Annotated in this window: 18 protein-coding genes and 1 riboswitch; of the genes, 17 read left to right on the forward strand and 1 reads right to left on the reverse strand. The window is 69.5% G+C overall.

All coding sequences use genetic code 11. From position 1 onward, the window contains the following. The 10 genes from FV560_RS15355 to FV560_RS15400 all read left to right on the forward strand — a co-directional run. Nucleotides 1-524: HNH endonuclease (locus FV560_RS15355; RefSeq protein WP_235020158.1), on the forward strand; the 524-nt coding region annotated here is incomplete at its 5' end. Nucleotides 525-819: 295 nt separating this feature from the next. Beyond that, the gene (locus FV560_RS20410; RefSeq protein WP_235020159.1) at nucleotides 820-1,098 is read left to right on the forward strand and encodes an HAD family hydrolase; all 279 of its coding nucleotides are present in this window, start codon (nucleotides 820-822) and stop codon (nucleotides 1,096-1,098) included. A gap of 10 nt (nucleotides 1,099-1,108) precedes the next feature. Then, nucleotides 1,109-2,083, forward strand: a complete 975-nt coding sequence (fmt, locus tag FV560_RS15365) for a methionyl-tRNA formyltransferase (RefSeq protein ID WP_159622445.1) — start codon at nucleotides 1,109-1,111, stop codon at nucleotides 2,081-2,083. Next, entirely contained in the window at nucleotides 2,080-3,666 is a 1,587-nt protein-coding gene (locus FV560_RS15370; protein WP_159622446.1) for an RsmB/NOP family class I SAM-dependent RNA methyltransferase, read from the forward strand. Before fmt ends, FV560_RS15370 begins: the two co-directional genes overlap by 4 nt. 20 nt (nucleotides 3,667-3,686) lie before the next feature. Continuing rightward, complete coding sequence (gene rpe / locus FV560_RS15375; RefSeq protein ID WP_159622447.1) at nucleotides 3,687-4,358, forward strand: ribulose-phosphate 3-epimerase; 672 nt, start codon at nucleotides 3,687-3,689, stop codon at nucleotides 4,356-4,358. 37 nt (nucleotides 4,359-4,395) lie between these two features. Beyond that, nucleotides 4,396-4,519: riboswitch (FMN riboswitch) on the forward strand. 79 nt (nucleotides 4,520-4,598) lie between these two features. Then, on the forward strand, nucleotides 4,599-5,378 hold the full coding sequence (locus FV560_RS15380) for an ABC transporter permease (RefSeq protein ID WP_159622448.1): 780 nt from the start codon (nucleotides 4,599-4,601) through the stop codon (nucleotides 5,376-5,378). Next, nucleotides 5,375-6,400 carry an ABC transporter substrate-binding protein gene (locus FV560_RS15385; RefSeq protein WP_200837737.1) on the forward strand — a complete coding sequence of 342 codons (1,026 nt, stop codon included), beginning with the start codon at nucleotides 5,375-5,377 and terminating at the stop codon, nucleotides 6,398-6,400. Before FV560_RS15380 ends, FV560_RS15385 begins: the two co-directional genes overlap by 4 nt. 10 nt (nucleotides 6,401-6,410) lie before the next feature. Then, nucleotides 6,411-6,674 (forward strand): phosphoribosyl-ATP diphosphatase, encoded by a 264-nt coding sequence (locus FV560_RS15390; protein ID WP_159622449.1) that lies wholly within the window; start codon nucleotides 6,411-6,413, stop codon nucleotides 6,672-6,674. A gap of 52 nt (nucleotides 6,675-6,726) precedes the next feature. Further along, nucleotides 6,727-7,575, forward strand: coding sequence for an ATP phosphoribosyltransferase (gene hisG / locus FV560_RS15395; protein ID WP_159622450.1), 849 nt, complete (start codon nucleotides 6,727-6,729; stop codon nucleotides 7,573-7,575). 5 nt (nucleotides 7,576-7,580) lie between these two features. Beyond that, nucleotides 7,581-8,054, forward strand: coding sequence for a PH domain-containing protein (locus FV560_RS15400; RefSeq protein ID WP_159622451.1), 474 nt, complete (start codon nucleotides 7,581-7,583; stop codon nucleotides 8,052-8,054). Here the strand turns inward: FV560_RS15400 and FV560_RS15405 are convergent. Beyond that, complete coding sequence (locus tag FV560_RS15405; RefSeq protein WP_159622452.1) at nucleotides 7,983-9,113, reverse strand: DUF3866 family protein; 1,131 nt, start codon at nucleotides 9,111-9,113, stop codon at nucleotides 7,983-7,985. The genes FV560_RS15400 and FV560_RS15405 overlap by 72 nt on opposite strands. Nucleotides 9,114-9,145: 32 nt before the next feature. Between FV560_RS15405 and FV560_RS15410 the strand changes: the two genes are divergently transcribed. From FV560_RS15410 to FV560_RS15440, 7 genes are read left to right on the forward strand one after another with little or no spacing between them, the layout of a single operon-like run. After that, a complete protein-coding gene (locus tag FV560_RS15410) occupies nucleotides 9,146-10,096 on the forward strand; it encodes a helix-turn-helix transcriptional regulator (RefSeq protein ID WP_159622453.1) in 951 nt (316 codons plus the stop codon). Beyond that, nucleotides 10,096-11,100, forward strand: coding sequence for a helix-turn-helix transcriptional regulator (locus tag FV560_RS15415; protein WP_159622454.1), 1,005 nt, complete (start codon nucleotides 10,096-10,098; stop codon nucleotides 11,098-11,100). Before FV560_RS15410 ends, FV560_RS15415 begins: the two co-directional genes overlap by 1 nt. Nucleotides 11,101-11,109: 9 nt before the next feature. Then, entirely contained in the window at nucleotides 11,110-11,439 is a 330-nt protein-coding gene (locus FV560_RS15420) for a hypothetical protein (RefSeq protein WP_159622455.1), read from the forward strand. Between the two features lie 46 nt (nucleotides 11,440-11,485). Beyond that, complete coding sequence (locus FV560_RS15425; RefSeq protein WP_159622456.1) at nucleotides 11,486-11,746, forward strand: twin-arginine translocase TatA/TatE family subunit; 261 nt, start codon at nucleotides 11,486-11,488, stop codon at nucleotides 11,744-11,746. Nucleotides 11,747-11,778: 32 nt separating this feature from the next. Then, nucleotides 11,779-12,585: a twin-arginine translocase subunit TatC gene (tatC, locus tag FV560_RS15430; protein ID WP_159622457.1), complete on the forward strand. Its 807-nt coding sequence runs from the start codon at nucleotides 11,779-11,781 to the stop codon at nucleotides 12,583-12,585. 25 nt (nucleotides 12,586-12,610) lie between these two features. Next, nucleotides 12,611-13,528: a diacylglycerol/lipid kinase family protein gene (locus tag FV560_RS15435; protein WP_235020160.1), complete on the forward strand. Its 918-nt coding sequence runs from the start codon at nucleotides 12,611-12,613 to the stop codon at nucleotides 13,526-13,528. A 13-nt stretch (nucleotides 13,529-13,541) separates the two neighbouring features. Further along, nucleotides 13,542-16,328: a DEAD/DEAH box helicase gene (locus FV560_RS15440; protein ID WP_159622459.1), complete on the forward strand. Its 2,787-nt coding sequence runs from the start codon at nucleotides 13,542-13,544 to the stop codon at nucleotides 16,326-16,328. Nucleotides 16,329-16,330: the final 2 nt, after the last annotated feature.

A 16,330-nucleotide genomic window follows, 5' to 3' on the forward strand; every position in this document is an offset into this window, starting at 1 on the left:
CCCCGCACGAGCAGGGTGGTGCCACGACCTCACGGAATCTGGCGGTGTTGTGCCGGCGGCACCATCGGGTGAAGACCCACACCGACTGGTCGTATGAGCTGCTCAGCCCGGGGATGTATTACTGGACCGGGCCCGACCGGGTGGCGTATCTGGTGGCCCCGGAGGGCACGTTCGTACTCCCCGGTGTCATCAATACCCCGGGTCAGCCGATCATCAAGACCCGCCGCGTCGCCATCGCCTCGATGCGAGCCAACGCCCGGGCTATGCCCACCCGCCGCCACCGCCAGGCGCGGCCAGCGGCAGGACAGCCGCCTCCCGGCACCAGTCCCGGCACCAGTCCCGGCACCGGTTCTGGCACCGATCCAGGGCCCGACGCTGGTTTCGACCGTGACCGGCGCGTGCACCACGAGCGCGGTGGGCGCCCGCCCGTCCACGACGTTGAGCTGCCTGTGAGCGAGGCTGAGGTGCCCGCGAGCCCCGCCACGACGCCCAGACCAGGCAACACCGACCCACCACCCTTCTGACCACCCCGCCCCGAACCCCGCCGACACCCACCGTCGACGGGGGCCTTGGCGTGCCCGGAGTTCTCCTGCTACACCACTTCCATGGCGCTAGAAGCTCCCCTGAGAGCAGTTGATCTGGATGCTGTCGTGTTCGACGTCGGTGAGACGCTTGTCGACGAATCTCGCGCCTGGACTCAGCATGCGCACGCGGTGAACCTCAGTCCATTCACGGTCATGGCAACGTTGGGAGCCCTCATCGCGGAGGGTGTCGATCATCGGCACCTGTGGAGCCGGTTGGACGTCCACCGAGTGGGCTGTGGCCAAACCAGCGGCCGCGTTCTTCGACCGCGTCAGTGCCGAGCTCTCACTTGCCCCAGAGCGGATCCTGTACGTCAGCGATCGGCTCGACAACGACATCCTGCCGGCCCACGCCTCAGGAATGCGGACGGCACACCTGCGCCGGGGACCATGGGGAATCCACCACGCCAGACTGCCCGACGCACGCCGCGCCGACATCCGGATCAGTTCGTTGCGGGAGCTGGCCAACTGGCTGCAGCACACGAGGTCATCCAACCGGACGGGCGGGTACGCCTAGACTGGCACGCATGCGTGTTGTGTTTGCGGGCACGCCCGCCGTTGCCGTGCCCTCCCTCCACGCGATCCTCGCCTCAGCCCACGAGGTAGTCGCCGTTCTCACGCGGCCTCCCGCCCCTGTCGGGCGCAAACGCGTCCTGACTCCGAGTCCGGTTCATGAGGCGGCGGAGGCGGCAGGAATCCCGGTGATCACCTCCGACAAACCGCACGAACCCGGCACCTATGAGCGCCTGCGCGCACTCGCACCGGACGCGTGCGCCGTCGTCGCCTATGGTGCGCTGCTGCGTGAACCCGCCCTCTCGTTGCCGGCGCACGGCTGGATCAACCTGCACTTCTCACTGCTGCCCGCATGGCGAGGCGCCGCACCCGTGCAGCACGCGATCATGGCCGGCGACGACGTGACCGGGGCGAGCACGTTCCGCATCGAAGCAGGTCTCGACACCGGTCCTGTCATCGGCACGATGACTGAGACGGTGCGCCCGTGGGATACGAGCGGTGACCTGCTGGACCGGCTGGCGGAGGCAGGGCCGGCCCTTCTCGTCTCGTCTCTGGACGCACTGGCCGACGGCAGCGCGCAGCCGCAACCGCAGCCTCCCGACGGCGTGAGTCACGCCCCCCGCCTGACAGCCGAACACGGGCACGTCGACTGGCGACGCCCCGCGGCCGCGATCGACAGGCAGATCCGTGGCTGCACCCCGGCCCCGGGAGCATGGACCACCCGGGAGGGCCACCGCGTCAAACTAGGACCGGTACGCCCGGTCCAGAGTGCCACCGTGCTCGCGCCGGGCCAGCTCGCCGCCACAGCAGACGGCGTCCTTGTCGGCACCGGGACCGAGCCGGTGCGTCTCGACCAGATCGCCCCACCCGGGAAGTCCTGGATGGCGGCGGCCGACTGGGCACGAGGCGCGCGGCTGGGTGACGCCGATGGATTCGACACCGCCGATGTGGCAGCCGGCCACCACTCCAGTCAGGACACGCAGGCATGAACGACGATCACCGCAACGGCGGCAATGACCGCGAACGCCGCGGCCGCCACGATCGGGACGGCCGGCCAGCGCGCGGCCCCCGATCGAGGCATGGAGGCGATCAACCGGGCGGGCGGGAGCACGGCCGACAAGGGACCCGACGTGGCGCCACTCGTCGCGACAGTGCCGACGACCGCTCCCGCACGACCCGGGCACCACGCGAGCGCGCCAAGGACGCCGATCCAGCGCGCCGCGCCGCCTACGACACGCTCCGCACAGTCGCCGACTCCGATTCCTACGCGAACCTGACCCTGCCACCGATGCTGCGCGAGCGCCGTATCGCCGGCCGTGATGCCGCGTTCGCGACCGAGCTCGCATACGGCACGCTGCGCTATCAGGGCCGCTATGACGCGATCATCGGCACCGTCGCCGACCGTCGCCTCGAGCAGCTCGACCCACCGGTACTCGACGTCCTGCGGCTCGGTGCCCACCAGCTGCTCGCCATGCGGGTACCCGATCACGCCGCCGTCTCCGCGACGGTGGGGCTGGCCCGCAGTGCCGTCGGAGCCGGGTCCGCTCAGTTCGTCAACGCGATCCTGCGGCGCATCGCCGAGCGTGAGCTTCCGGAATGGTTGGACATCATCACCGCCGAGCTGCCCGAGGAGACCGACCGCCTGGCTGTGTCCAGCTCGCACCCGGCATGGATCGTTCGCTCGATGCGGCAGAGCCTGTCCACCACGGCCGAAGGCTCGGACGACCTGCCCGCGCTGCTGGAAGCCGACAACACCGCGCCCGCGGTCACGCTCGTCCTACGCCCAGGGCTCGCGACGGACGAGGATGCACCCGACAGCCAGCCCACCCGATGGGCCCCGACCGCCCGTACTCTCACTCACGGCGATCCAGGGGCGCTGGAAGCAGTCCGCTCCGCCCGCGCCGGGGTCCAAGACGAAGGAAGTCAGCTCGTCACCCTGATCGCCGCTGCCGCGCCCGTCGACGGGCCCGACGCCACATGGCTCGACCTGTGCGCGGGTCCCGGAGGCAAGGCTGCCCTGTTCGGCGCCCTCCTCGCGGAACGATCCCCGGACGGCGTCCTGCTGGCCAACGAAGTGTCGACGCACCGGGCCAGACTCGTGGACCAGTCCACCGCGGCCCTCCGGACGGTCCTGCCTGGCCTGAGTATCCGGACCGGTGACGGCCGGGAGATCGGGGAGGAGCAGCCCGGTGCCTTCGATCGTGTCCTGGTGGATGTCCCGTGCACAGGACTGGGTGCGCTGCGCCGTCGTCCGGAATCCCGCTGGCGCCGGTCGCTGTCCGATCTGGCCTCCCTCGGCCCGCTGCAGCGCCAGCTGCTCACCTCCGCTCTGAACGCCGCCCGCCCCGGGGGAGTGGTGGCCTATGTGACCTGCTCCCCGCACCTGGCCGAGACCCACGCCGTCGTGACCGACGTGCTGAAGCGAGCCGAGCACGCGGAGGTGCTGGACGCCGTCCAGATCGCCGAGCATGTGATCGGCGCCCCGCTGCCCGGCCAGCAGGGACCCTACGTGCAGCTGTGGCCTCACCGGCACGGGACCGACGCAATGTTCCTCGCGCTCATCCGCCGGTGAGCACCGATACCCTGACCACCATGACGGCACCGATCCTGATCTCACCGAGCGTGCTGAACGCGGACCTGGCGAACCTCACCGGGGAGATCGGGCGCATCGCCAGCGCCGACTACGTGCACCTGGACGTCATGGACAACCACTTCGTGCCGAACATGACATTCGGCCTCCCGGTGGTCGAACGCATCCTCGCCACCACGGCCGTTCCCGCCGATGTGCACCTGATGATCGATGACCCGGACACATGGGCACCTGCCTATGCGGAGGCCGGGGCCGCGTCCGTCACGTTCCATGCCGAGGCGGCCCGGGCACCGGTGCGGCTCGCCCGGGAACTCCGCGCGAAAGGTGCCAGGGCCAGTCTCGCGCTCCGCCCAGCCACCGGGATCGAGAACTACCTGGACCTGCTACCGGAGTTCGACATGGTCCTGGCGATGACCGTTGAACCCGGCTTCGGTGGCCAGTCCTTCATCACCGGGACTTTGCCGAAGATCCGCCGTACCCGCGACGCCATCACCCGCTCGGGCGCCGATGTGTGGATCCAGGTCGATGGTGGCGTCTCCCGCGAGACCATCGCCGACGCCGGAGCCGCAGGAGCGAACGTCTTCGTCGCCGGGTCTGCGGTCTACTCCGCCGCCGACCCCGCCGAGGAGATCGCCATCCTGCGCGCCAAGGCCACGGACGCGTTCCGACCCTGAGGCTCACCGCCGCGGGTGTGAGAGAATGGGCGCGATCAACGTGCTCCGGGGTCGGTGAAAGTCCGAGCCGGCGGTGACAGTCCGCGACCCGATCGCAAGATCGGTTGACCTGGTGGAACTCCAGGACCGACGGTGAAAGTCCGGATGGGAGGAAGCACGCGACGTCATGTGACGTCGTCGGTCGACGTGCGCCGCGCCGTCGTCCACCCCGGGTAACGCTTGGGGAGAGGACGAGAGAGCATGTCACGCAGGTCGACGCAGCCACGACCGGCTGATGCAGCCGATCTCGTCGGCTCCTCGGTTCTGGCGCCGCTCGTGATCGGAGCGGCCGGCCTGCTGTTGTGGGAGATCGTCGCCGGCCTGACGCCCTCGCGGATCCTTCCTGCCCCCAGTGCACTGGCCACGCGGCTCGTCACCGAGGTCTCCGAAGGCGACATCCTGCGCTACGCCGCCACCACGGCCAGCGAGAGCCTGCTCGGCGGTCTCATCGGCCTGGCAGTGGCCCTCCCAATCGGCTATCTGCTGGCCCGGTCCCGCCTCGCATCCGCCGCGCTAGGCCCCTACCTGGCTGCCACCCAGGCCATCCCCGCCGTTGCCCTCGCCCCTCTGATCGTGCTCTGGTTCGGCTACGGCCTGCTGCCGATCGCGCTGCTGTGTGCGCTGCTGGTCTTCTTCCCGATCGTGGTCAACACCGCCCTCGGCCTCACCACGCTCGACGACGAGGTGCTCGGTGCCGCACGCCTCGACGGCGCCGGCCGCTGGCGTCTGCTGCTCCACATCGAAGCCCCCCTGGCCCTTCCCGCCGTCCTCGCGGGTGTCCGCAACGGTTTCGTGCTCTCCATCACCGGCGCCGTGGTCGGCGAGTTCGTCATGGGCGGACAGGGCCTCGGGCTGCTGCTGTCGGTCTACCGCGACCGCTCCGACACGACCGGCATGTTCGCGACTCTCATCGTCCTGGCCGCCGGAGCGGTCGGGTTCTACGTGCTCGTCAGAGCCTGGGAAAGAAAGGTCCGCTGGTGACTACCCTCCGCCGCCGCAGCCTGCTGGCTGCCCTCACCCTCACCCTCGCCGCAGCCGCGGGGTGCGCCCCCTCCACCGACGACGGCGCCTCCTCCTCGCCGAGTACCGGTACCGATCCGCAGCACTCACTGACGATCGGCCTCACCTACGTCCCGAACGTCCAGTTCGCCCCGTTCTACCTGGCCGAGCAGCAGGGCTACTTCGATGAGGCGGGCGTCGACGTCACCCTGCGTCACCACGGCGAGTCAGAGGACCTGTTCGGAGCCCTGGCGGAGGGCACCGAGCAGGTGGTCGTGGCCGGTGGCGACGAGATCATGGTGGCGCGTGACGCGGGTGTTCCAGTCCGGAGCATCGCCACCCTGTACGAGTCCTATCCGGTGGCGCTCATCGTCCCGGCCGACTCCGACGTCGCCACGCCGGCCGACCTGGCCGGCCGCACCGTAGGTGTGCCCGGTCCGTTCGGGGAGACCTGGTACGGCCTGCTCGCCATGCTCGAGCAGGCCGGGTTGACCGAGGATGACGTGCAGATCGAGCACATCGGCTTCACGCAGCAGAGCGCACTCGCCGAGGGCCACGTGGACGCCGTCATGGGCTACCAGAACAACGATGTGCCGCAGTTCGCCGCCACCGGGCTCGATGTGCGGGCCGTGCCCCTGGGTGAGGTACCGCTCGTGGGCATCGGACTCGGCACCACCGATGAGCTCACCCAGACCGAACCCGAGGCGCTGCGGGCGGTGATCGGCGCAGTCGGGCGTGCCCTCGCCGACATCGCCGCCGACCCCCGAGCCGGGGTGGACGCCGCGATCGAGGCGATCCCGGGCACCGTCGATGCCGAGCAGGAGGCGATCATGACCGCCACGATGGAGTCGACGGTGCCGTTGTACGGCACCACCGGTCCCGGGTGGGGCGTGCACCGCGGCCCGTGGCAGGAGATGTCGACGTTCCTCGACTCGGTCGGGCTGACCTCGTCGCCCGTCCCACCCCAGGAGGCGTATACGGACGCCTTCGCCGAAGACCAGTAGGCTCTGCGGCGTGAAAACCTTCGACGACCTCTTCGCTGAGCTCCAGCACAAGGCCCAGACCCGCCCGGAGGGTTCCGGGACCGTCGCCGAGCTGGACTCCGGCGTCCATGCCATCGGCAAGAAGATCGTCGAGGAGGCCGCCGAGGTGTGGATGGCCGCCGAGTACCAGAGCGAGGACGAGGCCGCCGAGGAGATCTCTCAGCTGCTCTACCACCTGCAGGTGATGATGCTCGCCCGCGGTCTCACACTCGAGGACGTCTACCAGCATCTGTGAGCACCGCCCTACGTGACATGCCCGCCACCCACCTGTGAACCGAAGGACCCCCGTGCTCAGAATTGCCGTGCCCAACAAGGGCTCCCTCTCCGAGCCCGCCAGCCAGATGCTGCGGGAAGCCGGCTACCGGCAGCGCCGCGACGGCCGCGAACTGGTATTGCCCGACACCGAGAACGATGTCGAGTTCTTCTTCCTGCGACCGCGTGACATCGCCGTCTACGTCGGCGAAGGCGTTGTCGACGCCGGAATCACCGGCCGTGACCTGCTGCTGGACTCGGGTGTGGACGCCATCGAGCATCGCGCACTCGGCTTCGCCGGCTCGACGTTCCACTTCGCCGGGCCCCCCGACCACGTCACCTCACTGGCTGACATCCACGGCAAGCGCGTCGCCACCAGCTACGCCCACCTGGTCGGCACGTACCTGGCCGAACGGGATATCGACGCGCACGTCGTGCGTCTGGACGGCGCGATCGAGTCAACTATCCGGCTCGGGGTCGCCGATGTCGTTGCGGATGTCGTCGAGACCGGTGGCACGTTGCGCGCAGCCGGCCTGCACGTCTTCGGTGAGCCGATCCTGCGCTCGGAGGCGGTGCTGATCCGCCCGAACGCGGGGGAGGAGCCCAAGGCGGGGCTGGCCACCCTGGACCGCCGTCTCCATGGTGTGCTCGTCGCTCGTCAGTACGTGCTCATGGACTACGACTGCCCGGTGGATCGGGTGGAGGCCTGCGTGGCCGTCACCCCCGGTCTGGAGTCGCCGACGGTCTCGCCGCTGCATGACGACCGCTGGAAGGCGGTCCGCGCGATGGTGCCCCGGAAGCAGACGAACCGGATCATGGACGAGCTGTACGAGCTCGGGGCGCGAGCGATCATCGTCACCGGGATCCACGCGAGCCGACTGTAGGGCTCATGACCGAGCACGCGGGCGAGGCGGATCTCTACGCTCCGTTCCGCCCGCGTGCCACCCGCTGGGTGAGCCTGTCGATCATCGGCTGGATCGTCGGCGGCTATGTGCTCTTCGTGATCCTGACGGCTCGGCTGCCGGGATCGCACCTCGGGCTCCACGTCGCTGCCGGGGTGCTGGCCGCCGCCGTGGTGCTGTTCCTGTGGTTGCAGGCCAGCGTGGCCGCTGTTCCTGACCCGCAGGGATTGGTGGTTCGGAACGTCTTCCGACGGCGTCGGCTGGCGTGGGAGCAAATCGTCACCGTGCGATTCGGTGAGCGGGACTGGGTGCAACTCGATCTGGACGACGGATCCGTGTGGGCGGTGATGGCCATCCAACGCGTGGACGGCCATCGCGCCCGCGCCGACTCACGTCGGCTGGCGGCCCTCGTCGCGCGGCACGAGCCGGGCGGCATGGACGCCCGCGGCGGCGGCGGCTAGGAACGCGCCAGGGTCCTCGGCCAGGCCACGGCCCATGGTCGACAACCGGACCGGGCAGGAGGCCAGCGCGTCGTCCAACCCGTCGGTGGCCACGGTAACCAGTCGGTGCCGCGCGGCAAGCGGCTGCGCCTGTGCTCGCACCATCGCGCCGAGGTCAGTGAGGGACCCGGTCAACTCGGGGACGACCACGTCGCAGGGGTGCATCGCCACGCGCCCATACGCCGTGAGGCTGTGGTGGGAGACACCCTGGTGCCGCTGCCGCCGATCGGCTCCGGAGACCCGCAGGCTCGCCACCGGGCGCCCACCGAGCACACCGGTCGCGTTGATCGCCTCCCCAGCGCTGACCCCGGAGAAGCCCCAGCGGGTGCCGGTGCCGAGATTGCCTGGACCCTGCGCGAGAACCACCAGGTCTGCGCGTGCCACAAGCCGGGCCGCCAGCAGCCCGGAGTGCACGGTGACGGCCTCCAGGTCGCCACCGAAAGCCTGACCCACGGTGACAGTGGCGGTCAGCCACTCCCGCTCGCGCAGCGTGGCCACGGTGCGCGAGAACCAGGCAGGCAGGGCGCCACCATCGGTCATCAGGTACACCACGCGCGGTGCTGGACGTCCCGCGCGCTCGGTCTCGCGGCGTGCGCCCGCCACGATCGCCGGTAGTGCCGAATGCAGGTCAGCGACGACGACCGGCAGGCCGTCGAGGTCGTCGGCGTCGGCGAGCAGGGCGTGGCTGTCAGCCTCCTGCTCGTCCGCGCCCAGCACCATCGTCTGCAACGGCGTATAGCGTGCCTTGACGAGGTGCCCGGCACGGGCGGGCGGGTCCGGCGGCAAGTCGTCGGGGCACGCCACGACGAAGGCATAGCCGCCCGTTCCCAAGCCTCTGCTCAGCGCGGACATGGACAGCAGCACCCGTGTGCCCTCGGAGGGCTCACCCACCAGATCGGGATAGGCCAGTGCCCGCACGAGACCGGTTCCGCCAGGTTCGTCGATCTCCACATCGAGTTCGAGCGCCCCGGACCATCGCGCTCCCACTCCTCGCACCACGCCGTCTCGCCATGTCATCACCAACGCAAGGTATCGCGGCTAGCCTGGGATGTATGGACCGTGTCCCGGCCGCCGAACGCCTCCTCGACCTGGTGATCGCGCTCAGCCACACCCGCCACCGGATGACCAAGGGAGAGATCCGGCGTCAGGTGAACGGCTATGCCGATGCCGCATCCACTGAGTCGTTCGACCGCATGTTCGAGCGTGACAAGGACCAGCTGCGGGCGCTCGGCATCCCGATCGTCACGCTCACCGACTCCGCACACGAGGACGACGTCGGCTACCGGATCGACACCACCGAGTACACCTTGCCTCCGGTCGACTTCACACCGGCCGAGGTCGGTGTGCTCTCGCTGGCCGCACAAGTCTGGCAGGACTCCTCCTTCGCCGCGGAGTCCCGGCGTGGGCTGACGAAGCTGCGCGCCGTCAGTGATCTCAGCGACCCGGGTGAGCACGCTGGGCTGGCACTTCGGGTGCGGGGACCGGATGCGGCCTTCGCCGAGCTGCTGGAGGCCATTACCGACCGGATCGCCGTGGAGTTCACCTACCGCACCGCCCGGACCGGCACGAGTGCACAGCGCACGGTCGAGCCGTGGCGCCTGGTCGCCAAGGACCGGGGCTGGTACCTGATCGGGTTCGATCGCGACCGCCAGGCCCAGCGTTCCTTCCGTCTCTCCCGGATCACGACCAAGGTGCGGCGCATCGGCGAACGAGGTGCGGTGCAGATTCCGTCCCGCATCGAGGTGCCGCCGGTGACCACAACCGAGGTGGTGCTGGCACTCGTCCCCGAACGTGCCTCGGCACTGCGCGCTCGGGCCGAGCCTTCCGAACATCACGCCGCGCCGAGCGACCGGGACGTGGTCCGATTGACGGTCACCGATATCGACCGGTTCGCGGAGCAGGTCGCCGGCTACGCCGACAGCGTGCTGGTGCTGGAGCCGGCGGAACTGCGCTCTGCAGTACTGGCGCGTCTACGGGCGGCCACCGCGTGGGGGGAGAACTGATGGCCGAGAACGCCGGCGACCGGATGGTGCGCATGCTCGCCCTGATCGCCTACTTGGAGAAGAATCGCGGCGTTCCGGTGGAGCAGGTGGCCGAACATTTCGGTGTCAGCACCGGGCAGGTACTTCAGGATGTGGACACGCTCTGGGTCTCCGGTACGCCCGGGTACCTGCACGGAGACCTGATCGACTTCGCCGCCGACGATCGCGAACACCACATCCTCACCCTGACCGATGCGCGCGGGATGGACCGCCCCCTCCGGCTGGGCCCGCACGAAGCGCTCGCTCTGCTGACGGCGTTGCGTTCGTTACAGGCCAGCCCCGGTCTGACCGACGACGCCGTGCTGGCATCCACCACCGAGAAGCTCGCCGGCGCCGCTGGGCAGGCGGCCCAGGCTGCCGAGGCTGTCGACGTCGAGGCGCCCAGCAGCTCGGGGGCCGATACCGCCACCCACCTGCCCACGGTCCGTCGTGCGGTGAAGAAGGGACGTCAGCTCGCCCTCAGGTATGTGTCGGCGTCCGACACCACGAGCGAGCGAGTCGTGGATCCGCTGCAACTTCTGACTGACTCCCATCGGTGGTTCCTGCTGGCCTGGTGCCATCGCGCCGCGGGACTGCGGCAGTTCCGCCTCGACCGGATGCTCGACGCGACCATGCTGGAAGCGAGGATCGACGACCATCCGGACGTCGCACTGCCCGGCTCGGCCCAGCCGGAGCTGAAGTCGGCACCGTGGCATGTGCGGCTCGTCCTCGCACCGCGGGCGCGGTGGGTCGCCGAGCAGTACCCCGTGGCCACGGTGACGGACCTGGAGGAGGGGCGCTTCGCCGTCGAGCTGGACGTGGTGGATCTGGCCTGGTTGCACAACCTCGTGCTCGGGCTGGGCCCCGACGTGCTCGCCGTCGAACCGCCGGACGTGGCCGAAGGGCTGCGCGTGCGTGCCCGCAGTGCGCTGGAGGCTTACGCTCAGGCGGGACTGGTGGAGGATCTGCCGGGCCCGGTGCTCTAGGCTGTCCGTGTGATCTGGTCGGCCGTATGGACAACGCTCGTGCTCGGAGCGTTCGTCGTGCTGTTCCTGATCGGGCGTCGGTTGTGGCGTTCCTTCAAGGCCCTCACCGCTGAGGCCGGGCGCAGTGCCGAGGTCATGGGGCGGCTCAACCAGCTGGTCGCCGACCTCGACGAGCAGCAGGCGAGGCACGGCTTCGGGCCGCACCTCGCTGCTACCGAGGAACAGCGCGAACACTGGCGTACCACCCGCGCCGAGAACGTCGCTGCCCGTGCCGAGCGGCTGCGGGTGCGCCGAAGGCGTACCCTGGACAGATGGCGGGCGATCGGGATGCCCCTATGACCACCGACCACCGACCGCCTCGAACATTCCGACGAAGGAACCGCACATGCTGAAGAACCCCGTCTTCTGGATCGCGATCATCGCCCTGGTGCTGCTGCTGTTCGGCGCCAGCCGGCTGCCGGACATCGCGGGCAACGTCGGCAAGTCGCTCAAGGTCTTCAAGAAGGAGATCAAGGAGCTGCAGGACGACACCGACATCTCCATCGATGACAAGTCCTCCGACTCCGGTTCCACGGGCTCGACCGACACAACCGGCTCCCCGCAGAGCACCGAGCAGCGGCGAACCGACGAGAACACCACCACCTGACAGTGACTGCTCGGGAAAACCCCGAGGGGCGGATGCCTCTCGGGGACCATCTGCGTGAACTGCGCAAGCGGATCATCTTGGCTTGTGCCGGCATCGTCGTGGGCGCAATTGGTGGTTGGTTCCTCTATCTGCCGATCTACGAGTTGTTGCAGCAGCCTGTTGCCGACCTCCAAGCCCGAGGCATCAATACCAGCCTGAACTTCTCCGGCGTTGGCACCAGCTTCGACGTTGCGCTGCGCATGGCCGCCTTCGTGGGCCTTTTGGTTTCAAGCCCATGGTGGATCTACCAGCTCTGGGCGTTCCTCTCACCTGGGCTGAAGAAGAACGAGCGTCGTTGGGCTCTCGGCGTGATCGGGGCCGGGGTGCCACTGTTCGCAGGTGGCATCTACATGGCGTGGATCGCCCTGCCCAACACCTTCCTGCTCCTGACACAGTTCGTTCCGGAGGGGCAGACGTCCTCTGCACTGATCGATGTCGGAACGTATTTCAAGTTCGTCATCCAGTTCTTGCTCGTCTTCGGGATTGCGTTCCTCCTCCCACTGATCCTCGTGGTGCTGAACTTCCTCGGCGTCGTGAAGGGCATCACCTGGCTGAAGGGCTGGCGGTGGGCGGTCATCGTCATCTTCGTTCTCGCCGCACTCGCCACGCCGACCGCGGATGCGGTGACCTTCATCATGATGGCCCTGCCCATCATCGCCCTCTACTTCCTTGCCGTGGGCATCTGTATGCTCAACGACCGGCGTCGGGCCAAGCGGGCCGCCAAGGAGGACGCCGAGTTGGACGCGGCACTCGCCGATGGACCGTCCAGCGGCGGTTCCTCGTCCGACACCGAGTCGTAAGCCGGCCGTGAGCAGGCTGGGGGTCTTGGTCAACCCGACGGCGGGTCACGGCCGGGGAGCGAGTAGCGGACCCGAAGTGCTGGGGCTGCTGGGCCGCAGCGGTCATGAGATTCTCGATCTGTCCGGACACGACGCTGCCGATGCACTCCGTCGCGTGCGCGGCGCGCTGTGGGAGCTGGACGCCGTCGTCGCAGTCGGCGGTGACGGGATGGCGCACCTCGGCGTGAACGCGGTCGCCGGTACCACCACGCCGCTCGGGCTGGTTCCGGTGGGTAGCGGCAACGACCTCGCGCGGAACCTGGGCCTGGCCGTGCACGATGTCTCCCGCGCCGTCGCAGACGTCCTGACCGCACTGGACCACCCGCCCCGGCTGTTGGACGTGATCGGCAGCCAGGTGCACGTCCCCGGCGGCGAGACGGAGACGGACGAGACCGCGCTGGAGTGGACAGCCTGCGTGCTCTCTGCCGGCTTCGACGCCGCCGTCAACCATCGCGCGAACAGTTACCGGTGGCCACGTGGTGGCGGCCGGTATGTACGCGGAGTCCTCGGTGAGCTCGCCGCGTTCCGCCCCTACGGATACCGGATCACGATCGACGGCACCACCCGGGAGCTGCCGGCCACGCTCGTGGCCCTCGCCAACGCCACCTCCTTCGGCGGCGGCATGCGGATCGCCCCGGACGCCCGGCCCGATGACGGGCTGATCGACGTGGTCATCGGCCATGCCATGGGGCGCGCGGCGCTGCTGCGCCTGTTCCCGCGGGTGTACTCGGGCCGTCACGTCGCCTCGGACCGGGTGGAGATCGTCCGCGCCCGGGAGGTCGTCCTGGAGGCGTTGCCCGGGCACCCCGCACCGCCACCGGTGTACGCCGATGGGGAACTTCTCGGCTCGCTGCCCATCCGGGCGCGCATCCGCCCGGCGGGTCTCCACCTGCTCTCGCCATAGGTAGCCTGGCTGCATGACGAGCCCTGCCGAGCGTTACGCGGCATTCCGGCAGCGACAGGCCGAGGACGAGACTCCGCTGGCGCAATTCCGACGCACCGTGGACTTCGAGCTCGACGACTTCCAGATCGAGGGCTGCCAGGCTCTCCAGGAGGGTCGAGGCGTTCTCGTCGCGGCCCCCACGGGAGCGGGTAAGACGGTCGTCGGCGAGTTTGCGGTCGCACTGGGACTGGAGCAGGGCCGCAAGACCTTCTACACCACGCCGATCAAGGCGCTCAGCAACCAGAAGTTCCAGGACCTGCGCGCCCGCCACGGCGACGACGCCGTCGGGCTGCTCACAGGTGACACCTCGATCAATTCCGGCGCTCCGGTGGTGGTGATGACCACCGAGGTGCTGCGCAACATGCTCTACAACGACTCCCCGGCCCTCGCCGGGCTGGGCTTCGTGGTCATGGACGAGGTGCACTACCTCGCCGACCGGTTCCGGGGGCCCGTCTGGGAAGAGGTGATCCTGCACCTGCCGGACTCGGTGCAGATCGCCTCCCTCTCAGCGACCGTCTCCAACGCCGAGGAATTCGGGCAGTGGCTCACCGAGGTCCGCGGCCACACCGACGTGGTCGTCTCCGAGATCCGGCCGGTGCCGTTGTGGCAGCACGTGATGGTCGGCAAGGACATCCACGACCTCTACAGCTCCCATGTCGACCCGACAAACCCGGGAGTGGACCCGCCGATCAGCCCGGACCTGACCGAGGCCATCCGGGCCGTGGAGCGTTCCGGGCCCTCGCGGGGCAGCGGTCGCCGCAAAGGCCGCGGACGCGGCCGCGGCGGTAGGAACACCTGGGAGCGTCCACGGACCGTGCGGGTACCGCCACGCTTCCTCGTGGTCGACCAGCTCGACCGTGCCGGTCTGCTGCCGGCGATCGTCTTCATCTTCTCCCGCGCCGGTTGCGAGGCAGCCGTGCACCAGGTCGCCGCGTCGGGCATCGCGCTCACCACACCTGCCGAGCGAGAGCTGATCGACGCCGAGATCGAACGCCACTGCGGCAACCTCCCACCCGATGACCTGCAGGTGCTGGACTACTGGGCGTGGCGGCAGGCACTGCTCTCCGGCGTGGCGGCCCACCACGCCGGACTGCTTCCGGTGTTCAAGGAGACCGTCGAGGCGCTCTTCGCCGCCGGCCTGGTCAAGGTCGTCTTCGCCACCGAGACGCTGGCACTCGGGATCAACATGCCCGCTCGCTCGGTCGTGCTGGAGAAGCTGAGCAAGTGGGATGGGACCGGGCACGCCGACATCACAGCGGGGGAGTACACCCAGCTCACCGGGAGGGCGGGGCGCCGCGGGATCGACGTGGAGGGCCACGCCGTCGTGCTCTACGCCTCCGGCGTCGACCCGGTCTCGGTGGCCGGATTGGCGGGCCGGCGCACCTACCCGCTGCGCTCGAGCTTCCGCCCGACCTACAACATGGCCGTCAACCTGATCTCGGCCACAGGCTGGACGCGGGCGCGCGAGACGTTGGAGACGTCCTTCGCACAGTTCCAGGCCGACCGTGGCGTCGTGGGGCTGGCGAGACAGGCCCGGTCGATGAGCGAGGCACTGGAGGGCTACTCCGAGGCGATGTCGTGCCACCTCGGCGATGTCGAGGAGTACCTGGGCCTGCGCCAGGCGATCAGTGACCGCGAGCGCGAGCTGTCCCGGAGCCGGTCCCGTAGCGCCCGCGAGGCGACCGAGTCCCTCGTCGGCAGCCTGCGCCGCGGCGACGTGCTGCAGATCCCGGCCGGGCGCCGGGCCGGCTTCGCCGTGGTGCTCGAGAAGCCCGCACCCGGCGGGCTCGACGCACCACCGCTGAGCCTACTCACAGCCGAGCCGCGACTGGTCCGGATGCCCGTTTCCGAGGTGCCCTACGGAACCGAGGCCATCACCCGCATCACGATCCCGAAGCACTTCAACGGCCGCCGGCCCGACCAGCGGCGCGACCTGGCCTCCACCATGCGCAACGCGCTCGGTGCCCTCGCACACGAACCTCCGGCCCGCGCGAAGCCGCCCTCGGCAGCCGCCACCGACAGCACGCTCAACCAGCTGCGCGAGAAGTTGCGCCACCACCCGTGCCACGGGTGCGCCGACCGGGAGGAGCACGCCCGCTGGGCGAAGCGACGCTCCACCCTGGAGGGTGAGCACCAGGCGCTCCTGCGGCGGATCGAGGGCCGGACGGCGTCCATCGCCCGTGACTTCGACAAGGTCTGCCAGGTGCTCATGACGCTGGGGTACCTGGAAGGAGAGGGGCCGGAATCCGCGGTGACCGACCAGGGACGCTGGCTGCGCAGGTTGTACTGCGAGCGAGACCTGGTGCTGGCCGAGTGCCTGCGCTCGGGGGCCTGGGACGAGATTGACGCAGCGGGTCTGGCAGCGGTGGCCTCCATCGTGCTCTACCAGTCACGCGGTGAGGAACCAGCCGTGCCACCGACGCCACCGGGGGCGCCTGACGGTCCGCTCGCGGTGGCCGTCCGGGAGACCGTGCGCACCTCCCGCCGACTGGAGAACCTCGAACGAGAGCACCGCTTGTCGCCCTCCGGTGCCGTGGACCTCGGGCTGGTCCGTCCGATGTACACCTGGGCCCGCGGCGGCTCCCTCGCCGCAGTGCTGGATACCGCACCGATCGCGGCCGGAGACTTCGTCCGCTGGAGCCGGCAGGTGCTCGACCTGCTGGACCAGGTCGCTATCGCGGCGCCGACTCCGCGGCTACGTGAGACGGCTCGCGAAGCGATCTCCGCCGTCCGGCGTGGCATCGTCGCACACGGCACCTGATG

Source organism: Ruania rhizosphaerae, assembly GCF_009805705.1.
Lineage (GTDB): Bacteria > Actinomycetota > Actinomycetes > Actinomycetales > Beutenbergiaceae > Ruania > Ruania rhizosphaerae.

Excerpts from the sequence above, each read along its gene's own strand:
- FV560_RS15370 (WP_159622446.1), top strand. The coding sequence starts at position 2,080 with ATGAACGACGATCACCGCAACGGCGGCAATGACCGCGAACGCCGCGGC.
- FV560_RS15425 (WP_159622456.1), top strand. The coding sequence starts at position 11,486 with ATGCTGAAGAACCCCGTCTTCTGGATCGCGATCATCGCCCTGGTGCTG.
- tatC (WP_159622457.1), top strand. The coding sequence starts at position 11,779 with ATGCCTCTCGGGGACCATCTGCGTGAACTGCGCAAGCGGATCATCTTG.
- FV560_RS15410 (WP_159622453.1), top strand. The coding sequence starts at position 9,146 with ATGGACCGTGTCCCGGCCGCCGAACGCCTCCTCGACCTGGTGATCGCG.
- FV560_RS15400 (WP_159622451.1), top strand. The coding sequence starts at position 7,581 with ATGACCGAGCACGCGGGCGAGGCGGATCTCTACGCTCCGTTCCGCCCG.
- fmt (WP_159622445.1), top strand. The coding sequence starts at position 1,109 with ATGCGTGTTGTGTTTGCGGGCACGCCCGCCGTTGCCGTGCCCTCCCTC.
- rpe (WP_159622447.1), top strand. The coding sequence starts at position 3,687 with ATGACGGCACCGATCCTGATCTCACCGAGCGTGCTGAACGCGGACCTG.
- FV560_RS15415 (WP_159622454.1), top strand. The coding sequence starts at position 10,096 with ATGGCCGAGAACGCCGGCGACCGGATGGTGCGCATGCTCGCCCTGATC.
- FV560_RS15440 (WP_159622459.1), top strand. The coding sequence starts at position 13,542 with ATGACGAGCCCTGCCGAGCGTTACGCGGCATTCCGGCAGCGACAGGCC.
- FV560_RS15380 (WP_159622448.1), top strand. The coding sequence starts at position 4,599 with ATGTCACGCAGGTCGACGCAGCCACGACCGGCTGATGCAGCCGATCTC.